This is a genomic window from Streptomyces sp. NPDC002676 (assembly GCF_053592455.1).
Genome location: NZ_JBSFVT010000018.1, coordinates 98,523 through 121,831, shown reverse-complemented (window position 1 = coordinate 121,831; position 23,309 = coordinate 98,523). Strand labels below are relative to the sequence as shown.

Below are 23,309 nucleotides of genomic sequence, written 5' to 3'. Positions count from 1 at the left end.
CCACGATGGCTGCATCTGTCGAAGAGATCACCAACGCGCTGCGGGAATCGGTCAAGGAGACCCGGCGGCTGCGGCAGCGCAACGACGAGCTGGAGGCGAAGCTCGGCGAGCCGCTGGCGATCGTGGGCATGGCGTGCCGGCTGCCCGGCGGCGTGAGCTCGCCGCAGGAGTACTGGCGGCTGCTGTCCGAAGGCCGGGACGCGATCCGCGGGTTCCCGACGGACCGGGGGTGGGACCTGGCCGGGCTGTACGACCCGGACCCGGACCACCTGGGGACCTCGTACGTCCGCGAGGGCGGCTTCCTGGACGACGTGTCCGGGTTCGACGCGGAGTTCTTCGGGATCTCGCCGCGTGAGGCGCTGGCCATGGACCCGCAGCAGCGGCTGCTGCTGGAGACCACCTGGGAGCTGTTCGAGACCGCCGGGGTGGATCCGGCGAGTCTGAAGGGGAGCCGGACCGGCGTGTTCGTGGGCGCCGGCCCCACCGACTACCCGCACGGCGTCGAGGGGTACGCGGTCGCCGGGATCAGCCCGAGCGTGCTGTCGGGGCGCCTGTCCTACGTCTTCGGGCTGGAGGGCCCGGCCGTCACCGTCGACACGGCATGCTCCGGGTCGCTGGTCGCGCTGCACCTGGCGGCGCAGGCGCTGCGGGCCGGTGAGTGCTCGATGGCGGTGGCCGGCGGCGTGGCGGTGATGTCGAGCCCGGAGGTGATCGTCGAGTTCAGCCGGCAGCGCGCGCTGTCGGTGGACGGCCGGTGCCGGGCGTTCGCCGAGGCCGCGGACGGGTTCGGGTTCGCGGAGGGCGTCGGCCTGCTGCTGCTCGAACGGCTCTCGCAGGCCCGGCGGTTGGGGCACGAGGTGCTCGCGGTGATCCGGGGCTCGGCGGTGAACCAGGACGGCGCGTCGAGCGGGCTGACGGCCCCGAACGGGCCGTCGCAGGAGCGGGTGATCCGCCAGGCGGTGGCCAACGCGGGCCTGTCGCTGCGCGACGTGGACGTGGTGGAGGGGCACGGCACCGGGACGACGCTGGGCGACCCGATCGAGGCGCAGGCGCTGCTGGCGACCTACGGCCAGGACCGGCCCGCCGGCCGGCCGCTGCTGCTGGGGTCGGCGAAGTCCAACCTCGGTCACACGCAAGCCGCCGCGGGCGCGGCCGGTGTGATGAAGATGGTGCTGGCGATGCGCCACGGGGTGCTGCCCGCGACGCTGCACGTCGACGAGCCGAGCCGGCACGTCGACTGGTCGGCGGGCGACATCGAGTTGGCGGTGCGGGCGGTGCCGTGGCCGGAGAGCGGGCAGCCGCGGCGGGCCGGGGTCTCCTCGTTCGGGGTCAGCGGCACCAACGCCCACCTCATCCTCGAACAGGCGCCGGCCGACGAGGGTGCTGCCCCGGCGTCCGCTCCCGAGGGCGCCGCGCCGGCGGGGGAGGGGCTGCCGGTGCTGCCCTGGGTGCTGTCGGGGCGGGGCGAGCACGGCCTGCGCGGGCAGGCCGCCCGGCTCGCGGAGTTCGTCGATGCCCACCCGGAGCTGGACGCGCTCCACACCGCCCGCGCGCTGACCCGGCGCGCGGGGCTGTCCCACCGGGCCGTCGTGCTCGGCGCCACCCGGACCGAGCTGCTCGCCGGACTGCACGCGCTCGCCGCGGACCAGCCCGCGGCCGGGCTGGTCCGGGGGACGGCCCGCACCCGTTCCGGTGAGGCGGTGCTGGTGTTCCCCGGGCAGGGCTCCCAGTGGCGGGGCATGGCGCTGGGGCTGCTGGAGACCTCCGCGGTCTTCCGCGACCGGCTGGCCGCTTGCGACCTGGCCCTGGCCCCGTTCACGGGATGGTCGGTGCGCGACGTGCTTCGGGAGGCGCCCGGCGCCCCGGACCTGGACCGGGTGGACGTGGTCCAGCCGGTGCTGTTCGCCGTCATGGTGTCGCTGGCCGCCCTGTGGCAGCACGCGGGTATCGAGCCCGCCGCGGTGGTCGGGCACTCCCAGGGCGAGATCGCGGCCGCCTGCGTGGCGGGCGGCCTCTCCCTGGAGGACGCGGCGCGGGTGGTGTCGCTGCGCAGCCGGGCCCTGGGCTCGCTGTCGGGGCAGGGCGCGATGGCGTCGCTCGGCCTGGGGCCGCAGGAGGCGCAGGCGCGGCTGTCCCGGTGGGGCGGCCGGCTGGTGGTGGCGGTCGTCAACGGACCGGGCTCCGTGGTGGTGTCCGGCGACAGCGACGCGATCGCCGAGCTGGTGGCCGAGTACCAGGACTCCGACGTCCGGGTGCGGCTGCTGCCCGTCGACTATGCCTCGCACTCGCCGCACGTCGAGCGGATCCGAGAGGAACTGCTCGCCCAGCTGGACGGCATCACCCCCGGCCCCTCGCGGATCCCGTTCTACTCGGCGGTGACCGGCAGCCAGTGGGACACCACCGGGCTGGACGCGGAGTACTGGTACCGCAACCTCCGGGAGCCGGTGCGCTTCGACGAGGTCGTCCGCACCCTGGTCGACCGGGGCTACGAGCTGTTCGTGGAGGCGAGCCCGCACCCGGTGCTCACCCTGGGGCTGGAGGAGACGGTCGCCGCCGCGGACGGCACCGCGGTCGTCCTCGGGACCCTGCACCGCGACCGCGGCGGCCTGGACGACTTCCTCGGCTCCCTCGCGCAGGCCGGCGTTGACGGCGTGCCGGTCGACTGGGCGGCGCTGCTCGGCCGGGCCGGGCGCGACGGGCGCGAGGACGGCGTGGAGCTGCCCGCCTACGCGTTCCAGCGGCAGCGGTTCTGGCAGGACCCGGCCGCGCCGTCCAAGGACGCCCTCGGCAGGGCGGGGCTGCGGGCCGGCGAGCACCCGATGCTCGGTGCCGCGATCGACGTCGCCGGCAGCGGCGCCGTGGTGCTCTCCGGCCGCCTGTCGCCGCAGACCCACGGGTGGCTGGCCGACCACGCGGTCGAGGAGCAGGTGCTGCTGCCCGGCACCGGGTTCGTGGAGCTGGCGCTGCGCGCCGCGATCGAGACCGGCGCCTGCGGGGTCGAGGAACTGACGTTGGAAGCCCCGATGGTGATCCCCGCGGCGGGCGCGGTCCAGGTCCAGGTCGTCGCCGGAGCGCCGGACGACTCCGGCAAGCGCCGGGTGACGGTGTACTCCAGGGCCCAGGACACCTCCGTCGACGGCGAGTGGACCTCCAACGCCGTTGGTGAGATCGGCAGTCCGCCGCTCCCGGAGGACTTCGGCGACCTGCTGGTGTGGCCGCCGGCCGGCGCGCGGGAGCTGCCCACCGACGGGCTCTACGAGGGGTACGCGGAGCGCGGCTACGCGTACGGCTCGGCCTTCCGCGGGATCCGCCGGGCCTGGCGCCACGGTGACGAGGTGTTCGCCGAGGTCGGCCTGCCGTCCCAGCAGCGCGACGAGGCCGGGCGGTTCGCGGTCCACCCGGCGCTGCTGGACGCGGCGGCGCAGGCGGCCGGCATCCTGATGGCGCAGGAGGACTCACCGACCGGTGCGGGCCTGTGGCTGCCGTTCGTGTTCAGCGAGGTGGCCCTGGTCGCCTCGGGCGCGGCCGACCTGCGGGTCAGGGTGCGGCGGATCGGCCCGGACCGGGTGGCGCTGACGGCCGCCGACCTCGACGGCAGGCCCGTCGTCTCGGTGGGCGCCATCGTGGTGCGCCCGGTGTCGGCCGAGCAGCTGCGGACGATGGACACCGGCGCGCGGCGCGACGCGCTCTTCCGGCTCGACTGGGCGCCGGTCACCCGGCCCGAGTCCGGGACGGGCCGGGCCCGGTCGCGCTGGGCGGTCCTGGGCGCGGGCGCGACGGAGTCCGCGACGGCGTTCGCGCGGCGGCTCGATGACGGCGGCGCGGTGGTCGACGGGTACGGCGACCTGGCCGGGCTGCGCGCCGCGATCGCCGACGGAACGCCCGCCCCCGACCTCGTGGTCTGGAGCGCCCCCGAGCCCGCGGGCGGCGGCGACGACCTGAGCGCCCGGGTGCGCGCGGTCACCGCGGCCGCGTTGGGCGCGGCGCAGGAGTGGCTGGCGGCCGATGAACTCGCCTCCGCCCGCCTGGTGTTCAGGACCCAGGGCGCGGTCGCGGCGGTGGCCGGGGACGATCTCGCGAACCTGGAGTGCGCCGCCGTGTGGGGCCTGGTGCGCAGCGCGCAGGCGGAGCACCCGGACCGGTTCGTCCTGGTCGACGACGGCGGCTTGCCGGACGACGCCGGATCGGCGTCGGCCTGGGCGGCGGTCGCGGACTGCGACGAGCTTCAACTCGCCATCCGGGCAGATCAGTTGCTGGTGCCGCGGCTGGCCAGGGCGGACAGCGGCGAGAGCCTGGTGCCGCCCGCCGGGGCGGCCGCCTGGCGTCTGGAGTGCGCCGGCACCGGGACCTTGGAGGGGCTGACGCTGGCGCCGTGCCCGGCGCCGACCGAGCCGCTCGGTCCGCGCGAGGTGCGGCTGGCCGTGCGCGCGGCCGGGCTCAACTTCCACGACGTGGTCGTCGCGCTGGGGCTGCTGCCCGGTGAGACGGACCTCGGCGGTGAGGGCGCGGGCACGGTGACGGCCGTCGGCAGCGAGGTCCGCGACCTGGCGCCGGGGGACCGGGTGCTGGGCCTGCTGACCCACGCGTTCGGCCCGGTCGCGGTGACCGACCACCGGCTGCTCGCGAAGATCCCCGAGGGGTGGTCGTTCGAGCAGGCCGCCTCGGTGCCGGTGGCGTTCCTCACCGCGCACTACGCGCTGTTCGAGCTGGCCGGGCTGCGGTCCGGCGAGTCGGTGCTGGTGCACGCCGCGACCGGCGGCGTCGGCATGGCGGCCGTCCAGCTCGCGAAGCACCGCGGCGCACGGGTGTTCGCGACCGCCAGTGAGCGCAAGTGGCCGGTGCTGCGGTCCGCCGGACTGGACGGCGCGCACATCGCGTCGAGCCGCAGCCTCGACTTCGAGCGGCAGTTCGCCGACACCACGGCCGGGCAGGGCGTGGACGTCGTGCTGAACTCGCTGGCCGGGGAGTTCGTCGACGCCTCGCTGCGGCTGCTGCGGCCCGGCGGACGCTTCGTGGAGATGGGGAAGACCGACGTCCGGGACGACGGCGAGGTCCGCGCCGGCCACCCCGAGGTCGGCTACCGGGCGTTCGACCTGAACGAGGTGGGTCCGGACCGCATCCAGGAGATGCTGGCCGAGGTGATGGACCTGTTCCGGGCCGGCGCGCTGGCGCTGCCGCGCCGGACCACCTGGGACGTCCGCCACGCGGTCGCGGCGTTCCGCTTCATGAGCCAGGCCCGGCACACCGGCAAGATCGTGCTGACCGTCCCCCAGGCGCCGGACCCCGAGGGGACGGTGCTGGTCACCGGTGGCACCGGGACGGTGGCCGGGCTGGTCGTGCGGCACCTGGCCGAGCGCGGGGCCAGGCACTTCGTGCTGCTGAGCCGCAGCGGGCCCGCGGCACCCGGAGCGGACGAGCTGCGGGCCGAGCTGGCCGGGCTGGGCGCGAGCGTCGAGCTGGTCGCCTGCGACGTCGCCGACCGGGCCGACCTCGCCAAGGCCCTGGCCGCGGTGCCGGCCGACCACCCGCTGACGGCGGTGGTGCACGCGGCCGGCGTCCTCGACGACGGGATCCTGGCCTCGCTCACCCCGGAGAAGATCGACGCGGTGATGCGGCCCAAGGTCGACGGGGCCCTGCACCTGCACGAGCTCACCGCGCAGGCCGACCTCGCCGAGTTCGTGCTGTTCTCCTCCGGCGCGGGGCTGACCGGTGCGCCCGGCCAGGGCAACTACGCGGCGGCGAACGTGTTCCTGGACGCGCTCGCCGCTCACCGGCGGGCCGCCGGCCTGCCCGCGACGTCGGCGGCGTGGGGTCTGTGGGAGCAGACCAGCAAGCTGACCGCCACCATCACCGACGCCAGCCGGGCCCGGATGGCGGGGTACTTCGCCGCGCTGTCCACCCCGCAGGCCCTGGCCCTCTTCGATGCCGCCCGCGGCAGCGCCGAGCCGGTCCTGCTGGCGACCCGGGTGCGCACCGACCGGTTGAAGGCCCTCGCCCGCGACGGCCGGCTGCCGCCGCTGTGGCGCGGCCTGATCACCACCCCGGTCCAGGTGCGGGCGGCGACCGCCGACCCCGCCGGCGGCGTGGCGAGGCAACTGGCGTCGCTGGGCGAGGCCGAACGGCAGCGGTTCCTGCTCCGCCTGGTCTGCTCGCACGCGGTCGCCGCGCTGGGCGGCGGCGACGCGGAGGCCATGGAGCCGGACCGTCCGTTCCGCGACCTCGGGTTCGACTCGCTCACCGCCGTCGACTTCCGCAACCGGCTGGCCGGCGCGACCGGTGGCCGGTTCCCGGCGACGCTGGTCTTCGACCACCCCACCCCGGCCGAACTCGCCGAGCACCTGCGCGGCAAGCTCGTCCCCGAGGCGGCGCCGAAGTCCGAGCCGCTGCTCGACGAGATCGACGGCCTGGAGAGGTCGCTGCTGCGGGGCGTGCCGGACGAGGAGCTGCGGGGCCGGATCACCCGGCGCCTGCGGACGCTGCTGAGCCGCTGGGACGACGCCCACCCGGAGCCCGGGGCGCCGTCCCTCGACGTGGCCGAGGCCGCCCTCGACTCCGCCAGCGACGACGAGCTCTTCGCCCTCATCGACGGGGGGCTCCCCGACGTCGACGGGTTCTGACGGCGGGGACTACCGGCCGTCCGCTCCACCGCAGAGGCGTAGTGCGCTCCCCAGGCACAGCGCCTCTGCGGCATGAGTGGTCAGGCGCCCGGCGGTGACCTCGGCGGCGGCCGCGTGCTGGAGCCCGATGACGGCGGCGACCAGCCAGCCGGCGGGGAGCAAGTCGTCGAAGACGCCCTGCTGCTGGCCCCGCCGGATGAGCTGCTCCAGCCGAGGGGGCACCGCCTCGGAGAGCGAGTTGCGGTGGGGCGGCGGGGTGCCGGGGGCGGTGGGGTCGAGCAGCAGCGGGTGCCGCAGCAGGAACCGCCAGCCGGCACGGAGGAAGCGGGCCAGGGCTTCGGCGGGCGGCGCGGTGTCGAGGTCCGCTTCGTCGAGCGCGGTGAGGTACTCGGCGGCCGCGGCCTCGACCAGCGCGGTGACCAGCGCGTCGCGCGAGGGGAAGTGGGCGTAGACGGTCTGCCGGGTGAGGCCGGCCTTGGCGGCGATGTCCTCCATGCTCGCGTCACGCCGTTCGGTGAGCAGCACCCGCGCCGCGTCGAGGATGGCGTCGATGCTGCGCCTGGCGTCGGCCCGGAGGCGGCGTCGGGGTGCGGGGGTGCGAAGCGGGTCGTCCATGGTCCGACGGTATGCGCTCGATGGAAGCCTTGACAAGCCGTAAGAGATACCCAAGTCTTACGTCATGTCAAAGAAAAGCTTGGCCGGAGACCATCCGGCGATCGAGGCGCACGGTCTGGTCAAGGTCTACGGAGACAAGCGGGCCCTGGACGGGATCGATCTGACGATCCCGCGCGGTCAGGTGTTCGGGTTCCTCGGCCCCAACGGGGCGGGCAAGACCACCACGATCCGGATCCTGGCCACCCTGATCCGGCCGGACGGCGGCACGGCCCGCATCCTCGGCCACGACGTGCTCACCGAGACCGACGAGATCCGTGCCCGGGTGGCCGTGACCGGCCAGTTCGCCTCCCTCGACGAGGACCTGACCGGCCAGGAGAACCTGCTGCTCCTCGGCCGTCTCAACGGCCTGTCCGGGGCCGCCAGCCGCCGCCGCGCCGACGCGCTGCTCGAGGCGTTCGAGCTGACCGAGGCGGCCGGCCGGCCGGTGGGCGGCTACTCGGGCGGAATGCGGCGCCGGCTCGACATCGGGGCCAGCCTGATCGTCACCCCCGACCTGTTGTTCCTCGACGAGCCGACCACCGGTCTCGACCCGCACAGCCGCAACCAGGTCTGGGAGCTGGTCCGCCGGATCGCCGCGGCCGGCACCACGGTGCTGCTGACCACCCAGTACCTGGAGGAGGCCGACCAGCTCGCCGAGCAGATCGCGGTCATCGACCACGGCCGGGTCGTCGCCGAGGGCACCAGCGCCCAGCTGAAGGCCCAGGTCGGCTCCGGCACCCTGCACCTGCGGCTGCTCGACGGCGAGCAGCGTCCGCACGCGCTGCGGATCCTGGCCGCGACCGTGGAGGGCACGGTCCAGCTCGCCGCCGACCCGCTCAGCCTGTCGGTGCTGCTCGCCGACCGGCCCGACGCCACCGACGTGGGCCGTCTGGTCGGACAGGCCATGACCCGGCTCGCCGAGGCCGGGGTGGGCATCGCCGACTTCTCCCTCGGCCAGCCCAGCCTGGACGAGGCCTTCCTCACCCTGACCGGTCACCGGGCCGGCCAGGGCGCCAACGACCGTGAGGACGTGAGCGCATGACTGCCCCCACCGCCCCCAGCCGTCCCGCCGTGGCGGCGGCCAACCCGATCGACGCCCTGCTCGCCGAGGGCCGCGACCGCCGCCGCGCCGGGGCGCTCACCGCCTCGGCCGTCTTCGGCAAGCGCGCGCTGCTCAAGATCAAGCACGACCCCAAGCAGCTGGTCGACGCGACCGCCATCCCGGTCCTGCTGACCGTGCTGTTCACCTACCTCTTCGGCGGCGCCGTCAGCGGTTCCCCCGGCAACTACCTCAAGAGCCTGCTGCCCGGCGTGCTGGGCATGAGCATCTCCATCGTCACCATGTACGGCGGTGCCCGCCTCGCCCAGGACGTGCGCAGCGGGGCCTTCGACCGCTTCCGCGGCCTGCCGGTCTGGCGCGGGGCCTTCGTGCTCGGCGGCCTGATCAGCGACGCCGGGCGCTACCTGTTCGCCGCCACCATCGTGGTGGGCCTCGGCCTGGCCATGGGCTACCGGCCCGCGGGCGGTGCGCCGGGCGTGCTCGCCGCCGTCGCCCTGGTCGTCGCCTTCGGGGTGGCGCTCTCCCTGGTGTGGTCGGTGCTCGCCCTGGTGGTCCGCGATCCGGCCGTCGTCCTCAGCATCGCCAACGCCGTGCTGATGCCGCTCTCGTTCGGCAGCAACATCTTCGTCTCGCCCGGCACCATGCCCGGCTGGCTCCGTGCCTTCGTCGACGTCAACCCGCTCAGCCACCTGGCGACCGCGGCCCGGGACCTGATGAACGACACCGGCCACGCCGGCGGCCCGGTCCTCTGGTCCCTGGGCGCGACCGCCGTCATCACGCTGGTCTGCGTGCCGATCACCCTCCGCCTCTACAGCAAGCAGGGCTGACACATGATCGAGGGCATCTCCCATCTGGCCATGGAGGGCTCGATCGAGGACGGCGCGATGTTCGCCGGACTGGTCGGGTTCCGGCACGACTTCACCGGCGAGGCGAGCCTGCCGGAGAGCTTCGAGCGGGTCACCCCGCACCGCACGCCGCTGCCGCTGGCGCTCTACTCCGCGCCGGAGAGCATCCAGTTGGAGGTCGTGCAGCACGCCGAACCGACGCGCGCCGTCGGGGGGTTCACCGGTGTCTTCGGGTGCCCGCCGCCGGAGGGGCTGGGCACCCCCGTCAGCGCGCCGGTCCTGGCGGAAGCGATCGCGGAGTCCGGCGCGGCGCGGGACCCCCGGTGCCTGGCGCTGAGTTCGCCCGGCACCGAGACCTGGTTCGACGCCGCGGGCGGAGCCGGGGGCCTGCGCGCGGTCGTCTGCCGGGTCCCCGAGGTGGCCGCGGAGGCGGCGTTCTGGGAGCAGCTGGCCGAGGTCCAGTGGGACGCGGTCACCGCCGAGGCCGCGTGGGGCACGGTGCCGTCGGCGATGGGGACCGGTTGCGTGCTCGTCCTCGCGCGCGACGAGACGGCCTCGGCCGACCGGCAGATGAACGACGCCGGCTTCCCCTCGATCGGTGTGCTGAGCACCGAGATCGAGGCTGACTACGCGAGGGCGCTCTCCCTGGGCGCGGTCGCCCGCTCCGCGCCGATCCAGGCCACCATCGGCGCACGGCGCCTGCGGCTCGCACTGTTCGCCTCCCCGGGCGGTGTGCTCGTCGAGCCGCTCGCCGCCGGGTGGGGGTGAGACGGCAAGCGAAGAGCCCCGCCCGTCACGGGCGGGGCTCTTCGCTTGCCGTCTCAGCCCTCGGTGCGCATGGCGGCTGCCAGTTGGGCGACCGTGGGGTTGCTGAAGAGCCGGCGCAGACCGTTCTCCTGGCCCTCGGTGGTGCCGAGCTCCGCGCTGATCCGCTCCAGGACACCGATCGCGCGCAGCGAGTCCCCGCCGAGCTCGAAGAAGTTGTCCCCGGTGCCGAAGTCGTCGCGCTCCAGGGACTCCTGCCAGATCCGCAGCAGGGTCCGCTCCAGGTCGTCCTGCGGAGCGGCCGGCCCGGCGGCGGCCCGCTGCTCCCGCGGGGCGGGCAGCGCCGACACGTCGACCTTGCCGTTCGCGCTCAGCGGCACCTGCGGGATGACCAGGTAGTGGCGCGGCACCATGTACTCGGGGAGGATCTCCTCGAGTTCGGCCCGCAGGGCGGCGGCCTCGGGGTGGGGCCGGCCCGCGGCGGTCCCGCCGTCCTCGGGCACCAGGTAGGCGACCAGTTGGCGGCTGCCCGTCCGGGCGTTGGTGTCCACGGTGACCAGCGCGTCCCGGACACCCGGGTGCCGCAGCAGCGGGGCCGCTATCTCGCCGAGCTCGATGCGGTAGCCGTTCAGCTTGACCTGCGAGTCCTCGCGTCCCAGGAAGTCGATGTCACCGCCCGGGAGGTAGCGGCCGAGGTCGCCGGTCCGGTAGAGCCGGTCGCCGGTCCGCGGGTGGGTGACGAAGCGCTCCGCCGTCCGCTCCGGGTCGGCCCAGTAGCCGCGGGCCACACCGGTTCCGCCGATGTAGATCTCACCCGTCGTCCAGACCGGGCAGGGCTCCATCCCCTGGTCGTAGACGTGCATGGTCTGGTTGGCCAGCGGCTTGCCGTACGGGATCCGCGACCACTCCGGGGGCACCTCGCCGATCGGGTAGTTGATCGACCAGATGGACGCCTCGGTGGCACCGCCCTGGCTCATCACCTCGACCTGCGGGTAGTACGCGCGGATCCGGTCCGGCAGCGCCACCGGGATCCAGTCGCCGCTCAGCATGGCCAGCCGCAGCCGGTCCCCGGCGGGCGGGGCGGCCGGACCGTGCGACTCGATCCACACCTGCATCAGGGCCGGCACGCTGTTCCAGAGCGTCACCCCGTGCCGCTCCAGCAACTCCGACCAGTGCTGCGGCTCCTGCGACCGTCCCGGCTCCGGCAGCACCACGGCGCCGCCCGCCGCCAGCAGGCCGAAGACGTCGTACACCGAGAGGTCGAAGCTCAGGGCGGACAGCGCCAGCACCCGGTCGTCCGCGGTGACCCGGTAGCGGTCGTTGAGGTCCTGGATGGTGTTCGCCGCGGCCTGGTGGTCGATCATGACGCCCTTGGGCGTGCCGGTCGAACCGGAGGTGAAGATCACGTACGCCAGGTCGTCCGGGGCGGGACCGGTCGGCGGCGCGGTGGTCGGCGCGGACCGCACCTCGGCGTCGGCGAGGGTCACCAGCCGGACACCCTCGGGCCAGCTCAGTTCGTCACGCAGCCGCGGGGTGGTGACCACCACCTCGACCCGGCCCTGCTGGATCAGCTGCTCCCGCCGGGCGGCCGGCCAACCCGGCTGGATCGGCAGGTAGGCGGCCCCGGAACGGGTGACGCCGAGGGCCGCCGCCACCTGGGCGTAGCCCTTGTCGGCGACGATGGCGACCAGGGTGTTCGGCTTCGCGCCGAGCGACTGCAGTGCATGGGCCAACCGGTAGGCGTCGTCGACCAGTTCGCGGTAGCCGTGCTGACCGTCGGCGGAGATCACGGCGACCGCGTCCGGCGTCCGCGCCGCCTGCTCCTCGACCAGACCGCACAGCGTCCGGCTGGGAATGGGCGCCTCGGTCGCGTTGGCCCGCAGGCGCTCCTCGGCCTGGGCCCGCGGGAGCTCGACGAGCTCCCGCTCGTCCCACGCGGTCTCGCCCTGGCTCAGGCGCACCAGGCAGTCGTGGTGGGCCTGGAACATCTCGTCCATCATGCCCGGGGGGAAGAGCCCCTCGACGGAGTCCCAGTTGATCAGCAGCTCGCCGCGGTCCTCGAGCACCTGGTAGTCCAGCCAGACCTGCGGCGTCTGGCTGACCCCGTACACGACGTCGCCGAACACCTGGGCGCTCTCGGTGAGGCTGCCGCCGGAGTCGAAGCCGATCATGCTGGTGAACACCACCGGCATCGCGGCGCCCAGCCGGCCGCCGAGCCGCTTGGCGCGCTCCCGCAGCACGCGGACCCCCGAGTAGCTGGAGTGCCCGAGGTCGTCCAGGAGTTGGTGGTTCAGCCGCTTCGCCCGCGCCGCGAACGAGTCGCCCTGCTCCGGCCTGGTCTCCAGGAGCACCAGCGAGGTGAAGTCGCCGATCACGTCGCCGATCTGCGGGTGCACCGGCGGACGGTTGAACAGCGTCAGGTTGAGCGTGAGTTCGGGCCGCTTGGACCAGCGCCGCAGCACGTCGGCGTAGACGGTGACGAGCACGGCCGACGGCGTGAGGCCCCGGCGGCGGGCGGTCTCCTTGACGGCGGCCCAGCCCTCGCGGGACAGCCGGGCGTGCTGGCGGGCGAAGGTCGGGCGGCCGAGCTGCCCGGGCTGGACGGCCAGGGGGAGTTCGGGAGCGGGCGGCAGCTGGTCGATCCGGTCGTGCCAGTACCGCTTGTCGGCCTCGAACCGCGGCTCGCCCTGCTGCCGCTGCTCGGCGAGCACGTGGTCGCGGAAGGTGACCTCGATGGGGGCGGGCGGGGCGTCCGGCCGGCTGTAGAACCGGAACCAGTCGCGCTGGAAGATGCCGAAGCTGTACCCGTCCAGGACCAGCATGTCCAGGCTCAGGTGCAGGCGCCAGCGCCGCTCGTCCAGCCGGGTCGCGTGGACCTCGAAGAGGGGCCACTGGTCGGCGGGCAGGACCTGGTGCGCCAGCCGCTCCCGGATCCGCTCGATGCCGGCCTCCTGGGCCGCCTCGTCGAGGCCGGACAGGTCCGTGACGTCGATGTCGTACGGCGGGACCTCGGGCAGCACCCGCTGGCGGCCGTCGGGCTGGATGACCGCCCGGAGCATGTCGTGGCGCTGCACGAGCTGGTCCAGGCTCCGGCTCAGCCTGGGGATGTCGAGGTCCGCCGCGTCGAACTCGAGGTAGCAGTGCGTCGAGTTGCCGCCGAGCTCCACCCCCGGCGTCCGGCCGACCCAGTACGCCTGCTGGATGTCGGTCAGCGGGAACGGCTCGTGGCGTTCGGCCGGCCGCGGTTCGAGGCCGGCCGGCTCGCCCGCGCTCTGGGAGCGCGTGACGATGTCGATGAGCTCGTCCCGGCGAAGCTTCATCTCCTCACGCAGCTCGCTGGTCAGGGCACCGGGTGGGGCCGTCAGGTGGAGCCGGCCGTCGACCAGCCGCATCCTGACCCCGCGGCGGTACAACTCGGCGAAGAGGTCCGTGCTCACATGCCTGCCTTCCTGTCGTTAAGAGGGCGTCAGAGGATGAGTTCTTCGACGGGGCCGGCGGCCTCGGGCGCCTCGTCGCCGGACACCACGAGGCGTCGGGCGGCGAGGGACCGGCACACCAGGTCGACGATGTCCGCGACGGTGGTGTCGCCGAGCAGGCGCTGCGGCGGGACGTCCACCAGGAGGTCCGCGCGGAACCCGTCGCGCAGCCGCATCGCGCGCAGCGAGTCCAGGCCGAGGTCGCCCAGCCGGGAGTCGGCGAACCGTGCGCGCAGGTGCTCCCGGTCGGCCTCGGGCGCCTCGATCATCGCGGCCACCCGGGCGAACAGCAGGTCCGTGAGCTCCTGCCCCGCCGCCTGCGGTTCCTCCAGGGCGAGCCGCGACAGCTCGTCGGCGTCCCACCGCGCGGTGCCCTGCGGTGCGGTGTCCCAGGGCTCGGTGTCCACCGGCCGCGCGGCGCCCAGCGGGCCGCGCGCGTCGATCCAGTAGCGCTCGCGCTGGAACGGGTAGCCGGGCAGCTCGACCCGGCGGGTGCCGGTGCCGGTGAACGCGGCCTGCCACGACACCGGCGCTCCGGCGGTGTACGCCCGCGCGAGCAGGGCGAGCACCGCCTCCGCGGTGGTGAGGGCGGCGGGATCGAGCACCAGGCAGGTGGTCGCGCCCTGCTCCCGGACCAGGGACAGCGGGTCCGCGGCCGGGGCCCGCAGGAAGTCGCCGGTCGCCCAGTGGCGCGGGTCGTCCGGCGCGGCGGGGGAGACGACCGTGAGGGCGGGGCGCGCGTAGCCGAGCCGCTCGGCGGTGGCCCGCAGGCCGTCCGCACCGGCGCTGGTGGCCGCGACCGCGAGCACCGCGGCGTCGTCCGGCGACAGGACGCCCGCGGCGCAGGCCGCGGCGATCTCGCCGATCCCCGCGCCGGCGACGAGCTCCGGCGCCACCCCGAACGAGCACACCAGGCGGTGCAGCGCGTAGTGGAGCGCGAACACCGCGGTGTCCTGATGCGCCGTCAGCGGCCCGTCGAGCCGCGCCTCCAGGCGCATGCGCATGTCGTCGTACGCCTCGGCGAAGGCGGGGAAGCGTTCGGCCAGGGTCCGGGCCGGGGCATCGTTGCCCGGCTCACCGCTGCCCGGCTCACCGGCGGTGAACACCACCGCGACCCGCGCGGCGGAGGCCGTGCCGGTGACCAGGCCGGGGGCCTGCTCGCCCCGGGCCAGCGCCGCGAGCGCGGCGAGCCGCTCCTCCCGGGAGCCCGCGCAGACCGCGCGGTGCCTGAAGCCCGTCCTGGTGCGGGCGAGCGAACTCCCGAGGCCGGCGGCCGCGTTCGGCTCGGCACGGAGCAGCTCGGAGAGCTCCGCGGCCATGGCCCGCAGCGCCGGTTCGGTCTTCGCCGACAGCACCCAGGGCGTGGCACCGTCCGCGCTGTCGGGGACGGAGTCGTCGTCCGCCGCCGGGGCCTCCTCGAGGATCAGGTGCGCGTTGGTGCCGCTGATGCCGAAGGACGAGACGCCCGCCCGCCGGGGACGGCCCTCGGCCGGCCACGGAGCCGATTCGCCGGTCAGCACGACGGTGCCGGCGGACCAGTCGACGTGCGGGGACGGCCGGTTGATGTGGAGGGTGCGCGCATGGATCCCCGCGCGCATGGACATCACCATCTTGATCACGCCCGCCACCCCGGACACGGTCTGGGTGTGGCCGATGTTCGACTTGACCGATCCCAGCCGCAGCGGGCGGCCGGCCGGCCTGGACTCGCCGTAGGTGGCGATGACGGCCTCGGCTTCGATCGAGTCGCCCAGCGCCGTGCCGGTCCCGTGCCCCTCCACCGCGTCCACCTGGTCGGGGGTCAGCCGGGCGGCCGTCAGCGCCTGGCGGATGACGGCCTCCTGCGCCGATCGGCTCGGCGAGGTCAGGCCGTTCGTCGCGCCGTCCTGGTTGACCGCGGACCCGCGGATCACCGCGAGCACCCGGTGGCCGTTCTGCCGGGCCACCGACAGCCGCTCCAGCACCAGCAGCCCGGTGCCCTCGCCGAACCCCATGCCGTCGGCGGCGGCCGCGAAGGGCTTGCACCGACCGTCCGCGGCGAGGGCGCCGCGGTGGCCGAACTCGACGACGACGTCCGGGGTGCTCATGATCGTGACGCCGCCGGCCAGCGCGAGCTCGCAGTCGCCGCGCCGCAGGGCCTGGCAGGCCAGGTGGACGGCGACCAGCGAGGACGAGCAGGCCGTGTCGACGCTGATCGCCGGTCCGTGCAGGCCCAGGTGGTAGGCGATCCGGCCCGAGGTCGTGCTCGGGGCGCCGCCGACGATCAACTGGCTGGCGACGCTGGCCGGGAGGTCCGCCTGTGCCCCGGCGCCGTAGTGGGAGTAGGAGACCCCGGCGTAGACGCCCGTCCGGCTGCCGCGCAGTCCGGCCGGGTCCAGGCCGGCGTGCTCCAGCGCGTCCCACGCGGTCTCCAGGAACAGCCGCTGCTGCGGGTCCATCGCCAGCGCCTCGTGGTCGCCGAGTCCGAAGAACCTGGCGTCGAAGAGGTCGACCCCGGCGACGAACCCGCCCAGGCGCGTGGTCGACGGGTCGACGGTGTCCCAGCCCCGGTCCTCCGGGAACGGCGAGATGCCGTCACCCTCGCCGGCGACGAACCGCCACAGCTCCGCCGGGGATCGTAGGCCGGGCGGGAGATGGCAGCCCATGCCGACGATCGCGATGGGCTCGGTTTCCCTGAGCTCGGCCTCCTGCAGCCTCCGGGTGACGCGTTGGAGATCACCGGTGGCCTTCTTCAGGTACTGTCGCAGTTTCTCTTCATCGGCCATCGGCTTTGTGGCTCTCCCGTGAATTGTCAGGCCAATTGGCGGGCCCGGACGGAATGCGTGAGCCCACCTTGATTCCCCGCCGAACATACTGCGCGGGCCTGCCGCCTGATACCCCACCTCTACCCCTACGGCCGTCTGCCGCCCGGACGGCTAAGGGTGCGGTAGGGGTTGATCGGGCATCGAGGGCCGGGTAGCAAGGGGTGGTCGCGGTCGGTCGCAGCTGCCGTGTATTCATCCGGACGTTCAACTGAGAAGGGGCTGAATAGCCGATGGCTGAACAGGGCAATGGGCTCAGCATCAAGGCGGCGGTGGCCTGGTTCCCGCCGGACACGGAGATTGCGCCGGAGGGCTTCACCCCGGAGGACCTGGAGCGCATCGGCGTCACCGAACTGACCGTCTCGAACGAGCTCGGGGCGCCGCAGATGGCCGTGCTGGCCGCGCGCGAGGCGATCGCGGCGAGCGGCGTGGAGCCGGGTGCCGTCAGCCACCTGCTGCACTCGAACCTGTACTACCAGGGCTTCGACATCTGGTCGGCGGCGCACTACATCGCGCAGGAGTCGGGAGCCGTCGCCAGCCTGCCGATCAACGTGCAGCAGACCTGCAACGGTGCCGCCCTGTCGCTGCACCTCGCGGCCGTGCTGCTGGCCGCCACGCCGGACTCGACCGCGGCCCTGGTCACGGCCGCGGACCGGTTCTGCGGGCCCGGCTTCGACCGGTGGCGCAGCAACGAGGAGGCCGTCTACGGGGACGCGGGCGTCGCGGTCGTGCTCGGCCGCAGCGGCGGCGGCAACGACCTGCTGGACCTGCTGGCGCTGGAGATGGGCGCGGACCCGGCGTTCGAGGTCCAGATGCGCGGCGACGACGAGTTCGCCGCCGCGCCGCTCGGGCACAGCACCCCGATCGACCTCAACCGCCCCAACAAGGTCTTCCAGGCCTCGGGCCAGGCGGCGCAGCTCGGCAAGGCCGGCGTCGAGCAGCTGTTCGGCGCGGCGGGCCGGGCGATGGCCAAGGCCGGCGTCGAGCCGGAGGACATCCGCTGCGTCACGATTCCGCGGCTCGCCCGGCAGATGCGCGAGAACGTGTTCAAGCCCGCGATCGGCATGCTCCTCGACCGGCAGCCCGAGTACCTGGAGAACTCCACCGGCTGCCTGGGCCCAGGGGAGTACCTGGCGGACCTGGCCGAGATGGCGGCGGCGCTGGCGCCCGGTGAGTTCGGCATGCTCATCCAGGGCGGCGGTGGATTCACCTTCTCCTGCACCATCGTCCGGCGGCCGGCGAACTGATTCCGACATTCTGACTGGGTTTGACGTTCTGGAAAGGACTGGGCGCCCCGGCGGGATCCGATCCCGGTGGGGCGGTCAGCCATATTCTTTTCCGGAGTGAAGAATGCACGCGGAATTGTGTGCGATGAATCTGTGAGGGCCTGTCGAAGCGCTGCTACCGTCGGCAGGGTCATTGAGGATCCGAGCGTCGAACTTGCCGGGGGGTAGGGACTGTGACGGGCCATCCTGTAGTGGTGGAGGCACCCTGGGAAAGGGTTGCGGATTCCATCGAATTCATTCCCGCTGAATACTCGGACCGGAGCCAGCCGGAATCGGTGGCGCAGGAGATGCTGCGCTGCGGGCCGGCGGAGATCGACCGGCTCGTCGCCGCGGGCCTCCCGTTCGAGGAACGGGACGGCGTCCGCTGCTTCGACCCGAACGACCTCTACAACCTCGGCATGTACTCCGGCACCTCGAAGACACAGCCGGAGCTGGCGTTCCGGATGCTCTTCCGGTTCACGGGCCGTCCCGTGGACGACCTGCTGCGCAACAAGACCTGGGACTTCCAGGTCCGGCTCGAGTGCCCGGACTGCGCCGGGGAGGCCCCCTGGCGCCTGGAGGAGCCGGACATCACCCGCTTCGGCGGCGTCGTCGCCGACGTGACCCGGCCGGCAGCCGGCACGGGGTCGGCCACCTACACGGCCACCGTCACCACGACGGGTGCGCTCACTCCCGTGGTCTCCCCGGTCCTGCGGAAGCTGACCGCCGAGTACCTGGCCGCGGGCTACCGCTGGCAGATGATCCCGGTGGCCATGCAGGCCGACTACCAGCTGGTGCACGACCTGGGCGCGACCAGCTGCATCGCCGCCAGCCTGCTGCTGGCCGAGCGCTTCCGCGAGGCGGGCTACCGGGCCGAGGCGAAGCGCGGCTGGTTCTGCGGCGTGCTCGGCGGCGCCCTCGACCTGCCGCACGCCAGCGTCGAGCTCGAGGACGACGACGGCCGCGTCAAGACCATCGACATCGCCAAGTCGCAGCTGGCCGCCCGGCTTTCGGGGAACACCGGCGGGTTCCGGGAGCTGTGCCTCGGGTCGATCTACAACAAAGTCATTCCGTCCACGGCTCGGGGCAACGCCGCCCTGGGCTATCACGAGTGCGGCTCGCCGACGCCGGTCCTCGTGCGCGCGGACATTCGATCGGTGCGTTGAAGGAGACGATTGCACATGGCGGTACGTGAAATCGAGCCAGTCGTCCTGGACCTGGGCCGGCTGGAGCAGATGGCCGAGTCCGGCTACTACAACCCCTACACGGCTTTCGAATGGCCCGATGCCATCCCGTCCGACGAGCCGTGGATGAGCGAGAGCCTGACCACGCTCGCCGGCACGGAGATGTGGGACGAGTTGACGCGCGAACAGCAGCTCGCGCTGACCAGGTTCGAGGCGATCAACTTCTTCAGCCTCAACATCCACGGCATACGCGAGCTGCTGAGCGAAGTCGTGATGCGTATCCACGAGCGCACCTACGCCGATGTCTCGGAGTTCCTCCACCACTTCATCGGTGAGGAGAACGAGCACATGTGGTTCTTCGCGCAGTTCTGCCTGCGCTACGGCGGCAAGCTCTACCCGGCGCAGCCGACGCTGCAGGCCGACTCGGTGGAGCACCTCTCGCCGCTCGCCCGCGAACTGATCGTGTTCGCGCGGGTCCTGATCTTCGAGGAGATCGTCGACCACTTCAACGCGCACATGGCGACCGACATGGCGCTCCCGCACATCGCCCGCGAGGTGAACCGGGTGCACCACCAGGACGAGAGCCGGCACGTCGCCTTCGGCCGGATGATGTTCACCAACCTGCTGGAGCAGGTGACCCGGCGTGATCCCGACGAAGTCCCCCTGGTCGCCGAGTACTTGGAGAACTACCTCCAGTACAGCATCGCGACCCTCTACAACCCCGCCGCCTACCGCGACGCCGGCATCCCGGACGCGCTGGCCCTGCGCCGCCGTGCCCTGGAGCACCCCGCCCGCCAGGAGGCGCACGAGCAGATCCTGAAGCGGACCCGCCGGTTCCTGGCGAAGTCGGGCGTGAGCGTGAAGGAGCCCGCCGAGTGAGTGCCGAAGCCATGCAGGGCGTCCACGAGTTCATCCTGGGCCGCAACCCCGGGCTGGAGCGGCTCACCGGTGACCTGGACCTGATCGACAGCCGGGCCATCAACTCGCTGGCCTTCGTCGAGTTCATCTTCCTGCTGGAGGAGTTGACCGGCGAGCAGATCGACCCGGAGGAGATCGATCTGGACGAGTTCCGCACCCTCGACGCGATCGAGGCGCGGTTCTTCAACCGGAAGGCGGACTGATGACCAACGACAACGGCCTGGGCGTTCTCGACGCGGGCCAGCTGCGACTGCTGCGGGCGCTCGACTCGGTGTTCCGGCGCTTCGCCGACGGCTGGCAGGCGCCGGAGTTCCGGTTCCCGTTCCTGATCCGCTGCCAGGACCTCGACCGCTTCGACTACTTCGACAACTTCCCGCACCTGGGCCTGGCCGCCACCCGGCTCGACCCGGCGCGCCTGGGCAAGATGCTGACCGAGGCGGAGCGGCCGCTGGACCGGGTGCCGCCCGCGATCATGGAGCCGACCGCCTTCGCCCTGCCGTCGGCGGCCTGCTACGCCATCTACGTGGACCTGGCCGGCCAGGAGCTGCCCGACACCGGCGTGATGCGAACCACCGTGGCCACCTGCTTCCGCAACGAGGACCACTACGACGGCCTGCAGCGGCTGCTCGGCTTCTCGATGCGCGAGATCGTCTTCATCGGCCCGGAGGACGGCGCCAAGGAGCATCTGCGGCGCGCCAAGGAGACCGTGCTGGCGCTCATCGCCGAACTCGGGCTGGACGTCCGGGTCGAGGTCGCCACCGACCCCTTCTTCGACAAGAACAGCAGCAAGGCCAAGATGCAGCGGCTGTTCCCGGTCAAGGAGGAGTTCGTCGTCGACGGCCTGGCGATCGGCTCGGTCAACTACCACCGGAACTTCTTCGGTGAGCGCTGCTCCATCCAGGCCGGCGGCGACACGGCGCACACCAGCTGCCTGGCGTTCGGGCTGGAGCGCTGGGTGCATGTCCTGACTCGGCGCTTCGGCGACACCGCCGCCGCGCTGGCCGCCGTGGAGAGCCTGAGCTGATGCGCGCCACCTTGGCCGAGGAGCTCGGCATCCGGGTGAGCCTGCTGCAGTCGGGGATGGGCGGCGTCGCGGGCCCGGAGCTGGCCTGCGCGGTGTCCGAGGCCGGTGCGGCGGGCTGCGTCGGCGGCTACAAACTGTCCGGTGACGCGCTGTCGGCGATGCTCAAGCGCCTGGTCGCGGGCACCGACCACCCGGTCGGGGTGAACCTGATCGAGGAGGTCGTCGGTCCGCAGGAGCTCGTCCGCCAGGTCGAGCAGGTGCTCGCCGAGACGCCGCAGCACGTGTACCTCTCGCTGTTCGGGCCGGCCGACGACGCCGTGCTGGAGCGGATCACCGCCGCGGGACGGCGGCTCGTCGTCCAGGTCGGGACCGTCCAGGACGCCGAGCGCGCGGCCGGGCACGGCGCCATCGTGGTGGTGCAGGGCATCGAGGCGGGCGGCCACCTGCTCGGCACGGCGCACCGGGACGACCTGGTCGCCGAGCTGCGGACCCGGCTGCCCGACGCCTGCCTGGTCGCGGCCGGCGGGATCGGCTCGCCGGCCGCGGCGGCCGCGGCGGTCGCCGCGGGAGCCGACGGCGTGCTGCTCGGCACCGCCTTCGTGGTCGCCCGCGAGTCGATGGCGCACCCCTTCTTCAAGACCGCCATCTGCGGTTCCGCCGAGGCCGACACGGTCATCACCGACGTGTACGAGATCGGCTGGCCGGGCCGGCGGCACCGCGTCCTCGCGACGGACGTCACCCGCGATCCGGACCAGCGCAAGAACTTCATCGGCCGCACCGTGGTCGAGGGGAAGCCGTACGTGGTGCCCCGGTTCAGCGCCGCGGTGCCGACCGTCACCACCAGCGGCCGCATCGAGGAGATGGCGATGTACTGCGGCCTCTCCTGCGGTGACGTCTCGCAGGAACTCCCGGCGGCCGACATCGTCGCCGGATTCGCCCGCACGCTTCCGGGCCCCGGGGCCCGCGGAGCGGGGAAAGGATAGAACCCATGCCAGGTTACGAGAACCTGTCCCGGATGGACCTCACCTACCGCGAGGGCACTCCCCGGATCCAGACCCGCGAAGGGGTCGAGATCTACTACGAGTCCCGCGGCGAGGGCACGCCGATCACCCTGCTCAACGCCTTCTTCCTGACCAGCCCCTCGTGGCGGGTCTTCACCGAGCAGCTGGAGAAGGACTACCGCCTCATCAGCTACGACCTGTGCAACCACGGGGCCTCCTCGCACGTCGCCGAGGAGCCCACCTGGGACGAGCACATGGCCGACCTGATCGGGCTGCTCGACGCGCTGGAGATCGAGTCGACGTACCTGATCGGCGTCTCCACCTCCACCGTGCTGGCCCGCGAGATGGCCATCAAGCACCCGGACCGGATCAAGGGCATCGTGCTCACCGGCCCCGTCTTCGGCCCGAAGGGCATGCGGCGGCAGCGGCAGATCCAGAAGGCGTGGCTGCGCACCCTGGAGAGCCACGGCATCGCCGCGCTCTACGAGCACCTCTACCCGGAGGTGTTCAGCGCCGAGATGAACGAGTTCCTCGGCGCCCCGGGCTACCTCGCCTTCCGGGAGGCCTTCTCGGCGCTGTCCACCATCGAGGACCTGGTCAGCGGCCTGAAGCGGGCCATGCAGGACGAGCACAAGCCGTCGATGCTGGCCGCCATCGAGGCGCCCGCGCTGGTCGTCGTCGGTGACGACGACTTCCTGATCGGCCCGACCGGTGCCCACCAGCTGGCCGAGCAGTTCCCGAACGGCCGCGCCGAGGTCATGCCCACCGCCGGCCACGTGCCCTACGTGGACGACGCCGAGACGTTCCAGGACCTGGTCCACGCGTTCATCCAGGGAGTGGAGACGCATGCCTGACCAGGCAGCCGAGGTGCGGTCGCGGATCAGGGAGCTGCTGCTCGGACTGTTCACCGACGCGGAGTTCCTCGCGGCCGTCCCCGACTCCGCGTCACTGCGCCAGGCGGGGGTCTCGTCCAACGCCCTGGTCAGCCTGCTGGTGGCGATGGAGGACGACTTCGGCTTCGAGTGGGACGACGACGTGCGACCGGAGGTCCTGCGGTCCATCGACTCGCTCGCCGGCCACGTGCTGGCGCTGCGCGCCTGAGGCGCACGGTGGCCGCGTCGCGGCTGCCTGTGGGAGTGCCCCCGGACGTCCGGGCGCAATGGTGTCCGGTGCGGCCGCCCTACGGCCCGGCCCAGGAGACCGCGGCCGGCCGCCGCGCGGCTTCGGCCGCGCTGGTCGCGGCCGGTGCCGCCGATGTGGTGGTGCTGCGGGAACCTGACGGAAGGCCGCGTTTCCCCCCGGGATTCGCCGGCTCGATATCCCACACGGAGCTGCTGGCCGTCGCGGTGGTCACCCCCACCGCCGCGGCGGTCGGCGTCGACATCGAGGACGCGGTGGTCGGTCCCCGCGTCACCCGGTTCGTGCTGCGCGAATCGGAGCGGCACGCCCTGCTCGGGCCGCCGGCGGGATTCACCTCCCGCGAGCTGTTCGCCGCCAAGGAGGCGGCGTTCAAGGCGCTCTACGGCCCGGAAACCAAGGACGACCTGCTGTTCTGGCGCGTCGAGCTCAGCCGTCGCGGCGACGCCCTGGAGGCGTCCTTCCGCGGTGCGCGGGTGCCGGTCTGGGTCCGCTCCGAGCCGGAACTCTCCATTGCCGTGGCGGTTCTGTACCCACCCTTTGCACAGACCAGATGAATTCTGAG

The 23,309-nt window shown here is 73.3% G+C and carries 16 protein-coding genes; 13 read left to right on the top strand and 3 right to left on the bottom strand.

Translation table 11 applies throughout. The features are described 5' to 3' along the window. Window positions 1-5: 5 nt before the first annotated feature. A complete protein-coding gene (locus ACWD3E_RS34240) occupies window positions 6-6,617 on the top strand; it encodes an SDR family NAD(P)-dependent oxidoreductase (RefSeq protein ID WP_451391416.1) in 6,612 nt (2,203 codons plus the stop codon). A 9-nt stretch (window positions 6,618-6,626) separates the two neighbouring features. On the opposite strand, the gene ACWD3E_RS34235 is transcribed toward ACWD3E_RS34240, so the two are convergent. Beyond that, entirely contained in the window at window positions 6,627-7,232 is a 606-nt protein-coding gene (locus tag ACWD3E_RS34235) for a TetR/AcrR family transcriptional regulator (protein ID WP_451391415.1), read from the bottom strand. Window positions 7,233-7,296: 64 nt separating this feature from the next. Here ACWD3E_RS34235 and ACWD3E_RS34230 point away from each other — a divergent pair, with 64 nt between their 5' ends. The 3 genes from ACWD3E_RS34230 to ACWD3E_RS34220 are packed head-to-tail and all read left to right on the top strand — an operon-like array spanning window position 7,297 to window position 9,944. After that, entirely contained in the window at window positions 7,297-8,313 is a 1,017-nt protein-coding gene (locus ACWD3E_RS34230; RefSeq protein ID WP_451391414.1) for an ATP-binding cassette domain-containing protein, read from the top strand. Next, window positions 8,310-9,158 carry an ABC transporter permease gene (locus ACWD3E_RS34225; protein WP_451391413.1) on the top strand — a complete coding sequence of 283 codons (849 nt, stop codon included), beginning with the start codon at window positions 8,310-8,312 and terminating at the stop codon, window positions 9,156-9,158. The genes ACWD3E_RS34230 and ACWD3E_RS34225 overlap by 4 nt, the downstream gene beginning before the upstream one ends. A gap of 3 nt (window positions 9,159-9,161) precedes the next feature. Beyond that, on the top strand, window positions 9,162-9,944 hold the full coding sequence (locus ACWD3E_RS34220) for a hypothetical protein (protein ID WP_451391412.1): 783 nt from the start codon (window positions 9,162-9,164) through the stop codon (window positions 9,942-9,944). Window positions 9,945-9,997: 53 nt separating this feature from the next. Here ACWD3E_RS34220 and ACWD3E_RS34215 read toward each other — a convergent pair whose 3' ends face one another. Both ACWD3E_RS34215 and ACWD3E_RS34210 read right to left on the bottom strand, forming a co-directional pair. Next, window positions 9,998-13,378 carry an amino acid adenylation domain-containing protein gene (locus tag ACWD3E_RS34215; RefSeq protein WP_451391411.1) on the bottom strand — a complete coding sequence of 1,127 codons (3,381 nt, stop codon included), beginning with the start codon at window positions 13,376-13,378 and terminating at the stop codon, window positions 9,998-10,000. A 29-nt stretch (window positions 13,379-13,407) separates the two neighbouring features. Next, window positions 13,408-16,179, bottom strand: a complete 2,772-nt coding sequence (locus ACWD3E_RS34210) for a type I polyketide synthase (RefSeq protein WP_451391410.1) — start codon at window positions 16,177-16,179, stop codon at window positions 13,408-13,410. A gap of 269 nt (window positions 16,180-16,448) precedes the next feature. On the opposite strand from ACWD3E_RS34210, the gene ACWD3E_RS34205 reads away from it, so the two are divergent. The 9 genes from ACWD3E_RS34205 to ACWD3E_RS34165 all read left to right on the top strand — a co-directional run bounded on the left by ACWD3E_RS34205 (window position 16,449) and on the right by ACWD3E_RS34165 (window position 23,301). After that, window positions 16,449-17,462 carry a hypothetical protein gene (locus tag ACWD3E_RS34205; RefSeq protein WP_451391409.1) on the top strand — a complete coding sequence of 338 codons (1,014 nt, stop codon included), beginning with the start codon at window positions 16,449-16,451 and terminating at the stop codon, window positions 17,460-17,462. A 314-nt stretch (window positions 17,463-17,776) separates the two neighbouring features. Further along, window positions 17,777-18,646, top strand: a complete 870-nt coding sequence (locus ACWD3E_RS34200) for a hypothetical protein (RefSeq protein WP_451391408.1) — start codon at window positions 17,777-17,779, stop codon at window positions 18,644-18,646. Between the two features lie 15 nt (window positions 18,647-18,661). After that, the gene (locus tag ACWD3E_RS34195) at window positions 18,662-19,543 is read left to right on the top strand and encodes a diiron oxygenase (protein ID WP_451391407.1); all 882 of its coding nucleotides are present in this window, start codon (window positions 18,662-18,664) and stop codon (window positions 19,541-19,543) included. Continuing rightward, window positions 19,540-19,785, top strand: coding sequence for an acyl carrier protein (locus ACWD3E_RS34190; protein WP_451355581.1), 246 nt, complete (start codon window positions 19,540-19,542; stop codon window positions 19,783-19,785). The genes ACWD3E_RS34195 and ACWD3E_RS34190 overlap by 4 nt, the downstream gene beginning before the upstream one ends. Next, window positions 19,785-20,606, top strand: coding sequence for a hypothetical protein (locus tag ACWD3E_RS34185; RefSeq protein ID WP_451391406.1), 822 nt, complete (start codon window positions 19,785-19,787; stop codon window positions 20,604-20,606). The genes ACWD3E_RS34190 and ACWD3E_RS34185 overlap by 1 nt, the downstream gene beginning before the upstream one ends. Beyond that, a complete protein-coding gene (locus ACWD3E_RS34180) occupies window positions 20,606-21,589 on the top strand; it encodes an NAD(P)H-dependent flavin oxidoreductase (RefSeq protein ID WP_451391405.1) in 984 nt (327 codons plus the stop codon). The genes ACWD3E_RS34185 and ACWD3E_RS34180 overlap by 1 nt, the downstream gene beginning before the upstream one ends. A gap of 5 nt (window positions 21,590-21,594) precedes the next feature. Continuing rightward, window positions 21,595-22,461, top strand: a complete 867-nt coding sequence (locus ACWD3E_RS34175; RefSeq protein WP_451391404.1) for an alpha/beta fold hydrolase — start codon at window positions 21,595-21,597, stop codon at window positions 22,459-22,461. After that, window positions 22,454-22,708 (top strand): hypothetical protein, encoded by a 255-nt coding sequence (locus ACWD3E_RS34170; protein WP_451355585.1) that lies wholly within the window; start codon window positions 22,454-22,456, stop codon window positions 22,706-22,708. Before ACWD3E_RS34175 ends, ACWD3E_RS34170 begins: the two co-directional genes overlap by 8 nt. A 68-nt stretch (window positions 22,709-22,776) precedes the next feature. Continuing rightward, complete coding sequence (locus ACWD3E_RS34165; protein ID WP_451391403.1) at window positions 22,777-23,301, top strand: 4'-phosphopantetheinyl transferase superfamily protein; 525 nt, start codon at window positions 22,777-22,779, stop codon at window positions 23,299-23,301. Window positions 23,302-23,309 lie beyond the last annotated feature (8 nt).

Excerpts from the sequence above, each read along its gene's own strand:
- ACWD3E_RS34240 (WP_451391416.1), top strand. The coding sequence starts at position 6 with ATGGCTGCATCTGTCGAAGAGATCACCAACGCGCTGCGGGAATCGGTC.
- ACWD3E_RS34235 (WP_451391415.1), bottom strand. The coding sequence starts at position 7,232 with ATGGACGACCCGCTTCGCACCCCCGCACCCCGACGCCGCCTCCGGGCC.
- ACWD3E_RS34230 (WP_451391414.1), top strand. The coding sequence starts at position 7,297 with ATGTCAAAGAAAAGCTTGGCCGGAGACCATCCGGCGATCGAGGCGCAC.
- ACWD3E_RS34225 (WP_451391413.1), top strand. The coding sequence starts at position 8,310 with ATGACTGCCCCCACCGCCCCCAGCCGTCCCGCCGTGGCGGCGGCCAAC.
- ACWD3E_RS34220 (WP_451391412.1), top strand. The coding sequence starts at position 9,162 with ATGATCGAGGGCATCTCCCATCTGGCCATGGAGGGCTCGATCGAGGAC.
- ACWD3E_RS34210 (WP_451391410.1), bottom strand. The coding sequence starts at position 16,179 with ATGGCCGATGAAGAGAAACTGCGACAGTACCTGAAGAAGGCCACCGGT.
- ACWD3E_RS34205 (WP_451391409.1), top strand. The coding sequence starts at position 16,449 with ATGGCTGAACAGGGCAATGGGCTCAGCATCAAGGCGGCGGTGGCCTGG.
- ACWD3E_RS34195 (WP_451391407.1), top strand. The coding sequence starts at position 18,662 with ATGGCGGTACGTGAAATCGAGCCAGTCGTCCTGGACCTGGGCCGGCTG.
- ACWD3E_RS34185 (WP_451391406.1), top strand. The coding sequence starts at position 19,785 with ATGACCAACGACAACGGCCTGGGCGTTCTCGACGCGGGCCAGCTGCGA.
- ACWD3E_RS34180 (WP_451391405.1), top strand. The coding sequence starts at position 20,606 with ATGCGCGCCACCTTGGCCGAGGAGCTCGGCATCCGGGTGAGCCTGCTG.
- ACWD3E_RS34175 (WP_451391404.1), top strand. The coding sequence starts at position 21,595 with ATGCCAGGTTACGAGAACCTGTCCCGGATGGACCTCACCTACCGCGAG.
- ACWD3E_RS34170 (WP_451355585.1), top strand. The coding sequence starts at position 22,454 with ATGCCTGACCAGGCAGCCGAGGTGCGGTCGCGGATCAGGGAGCTGCTG.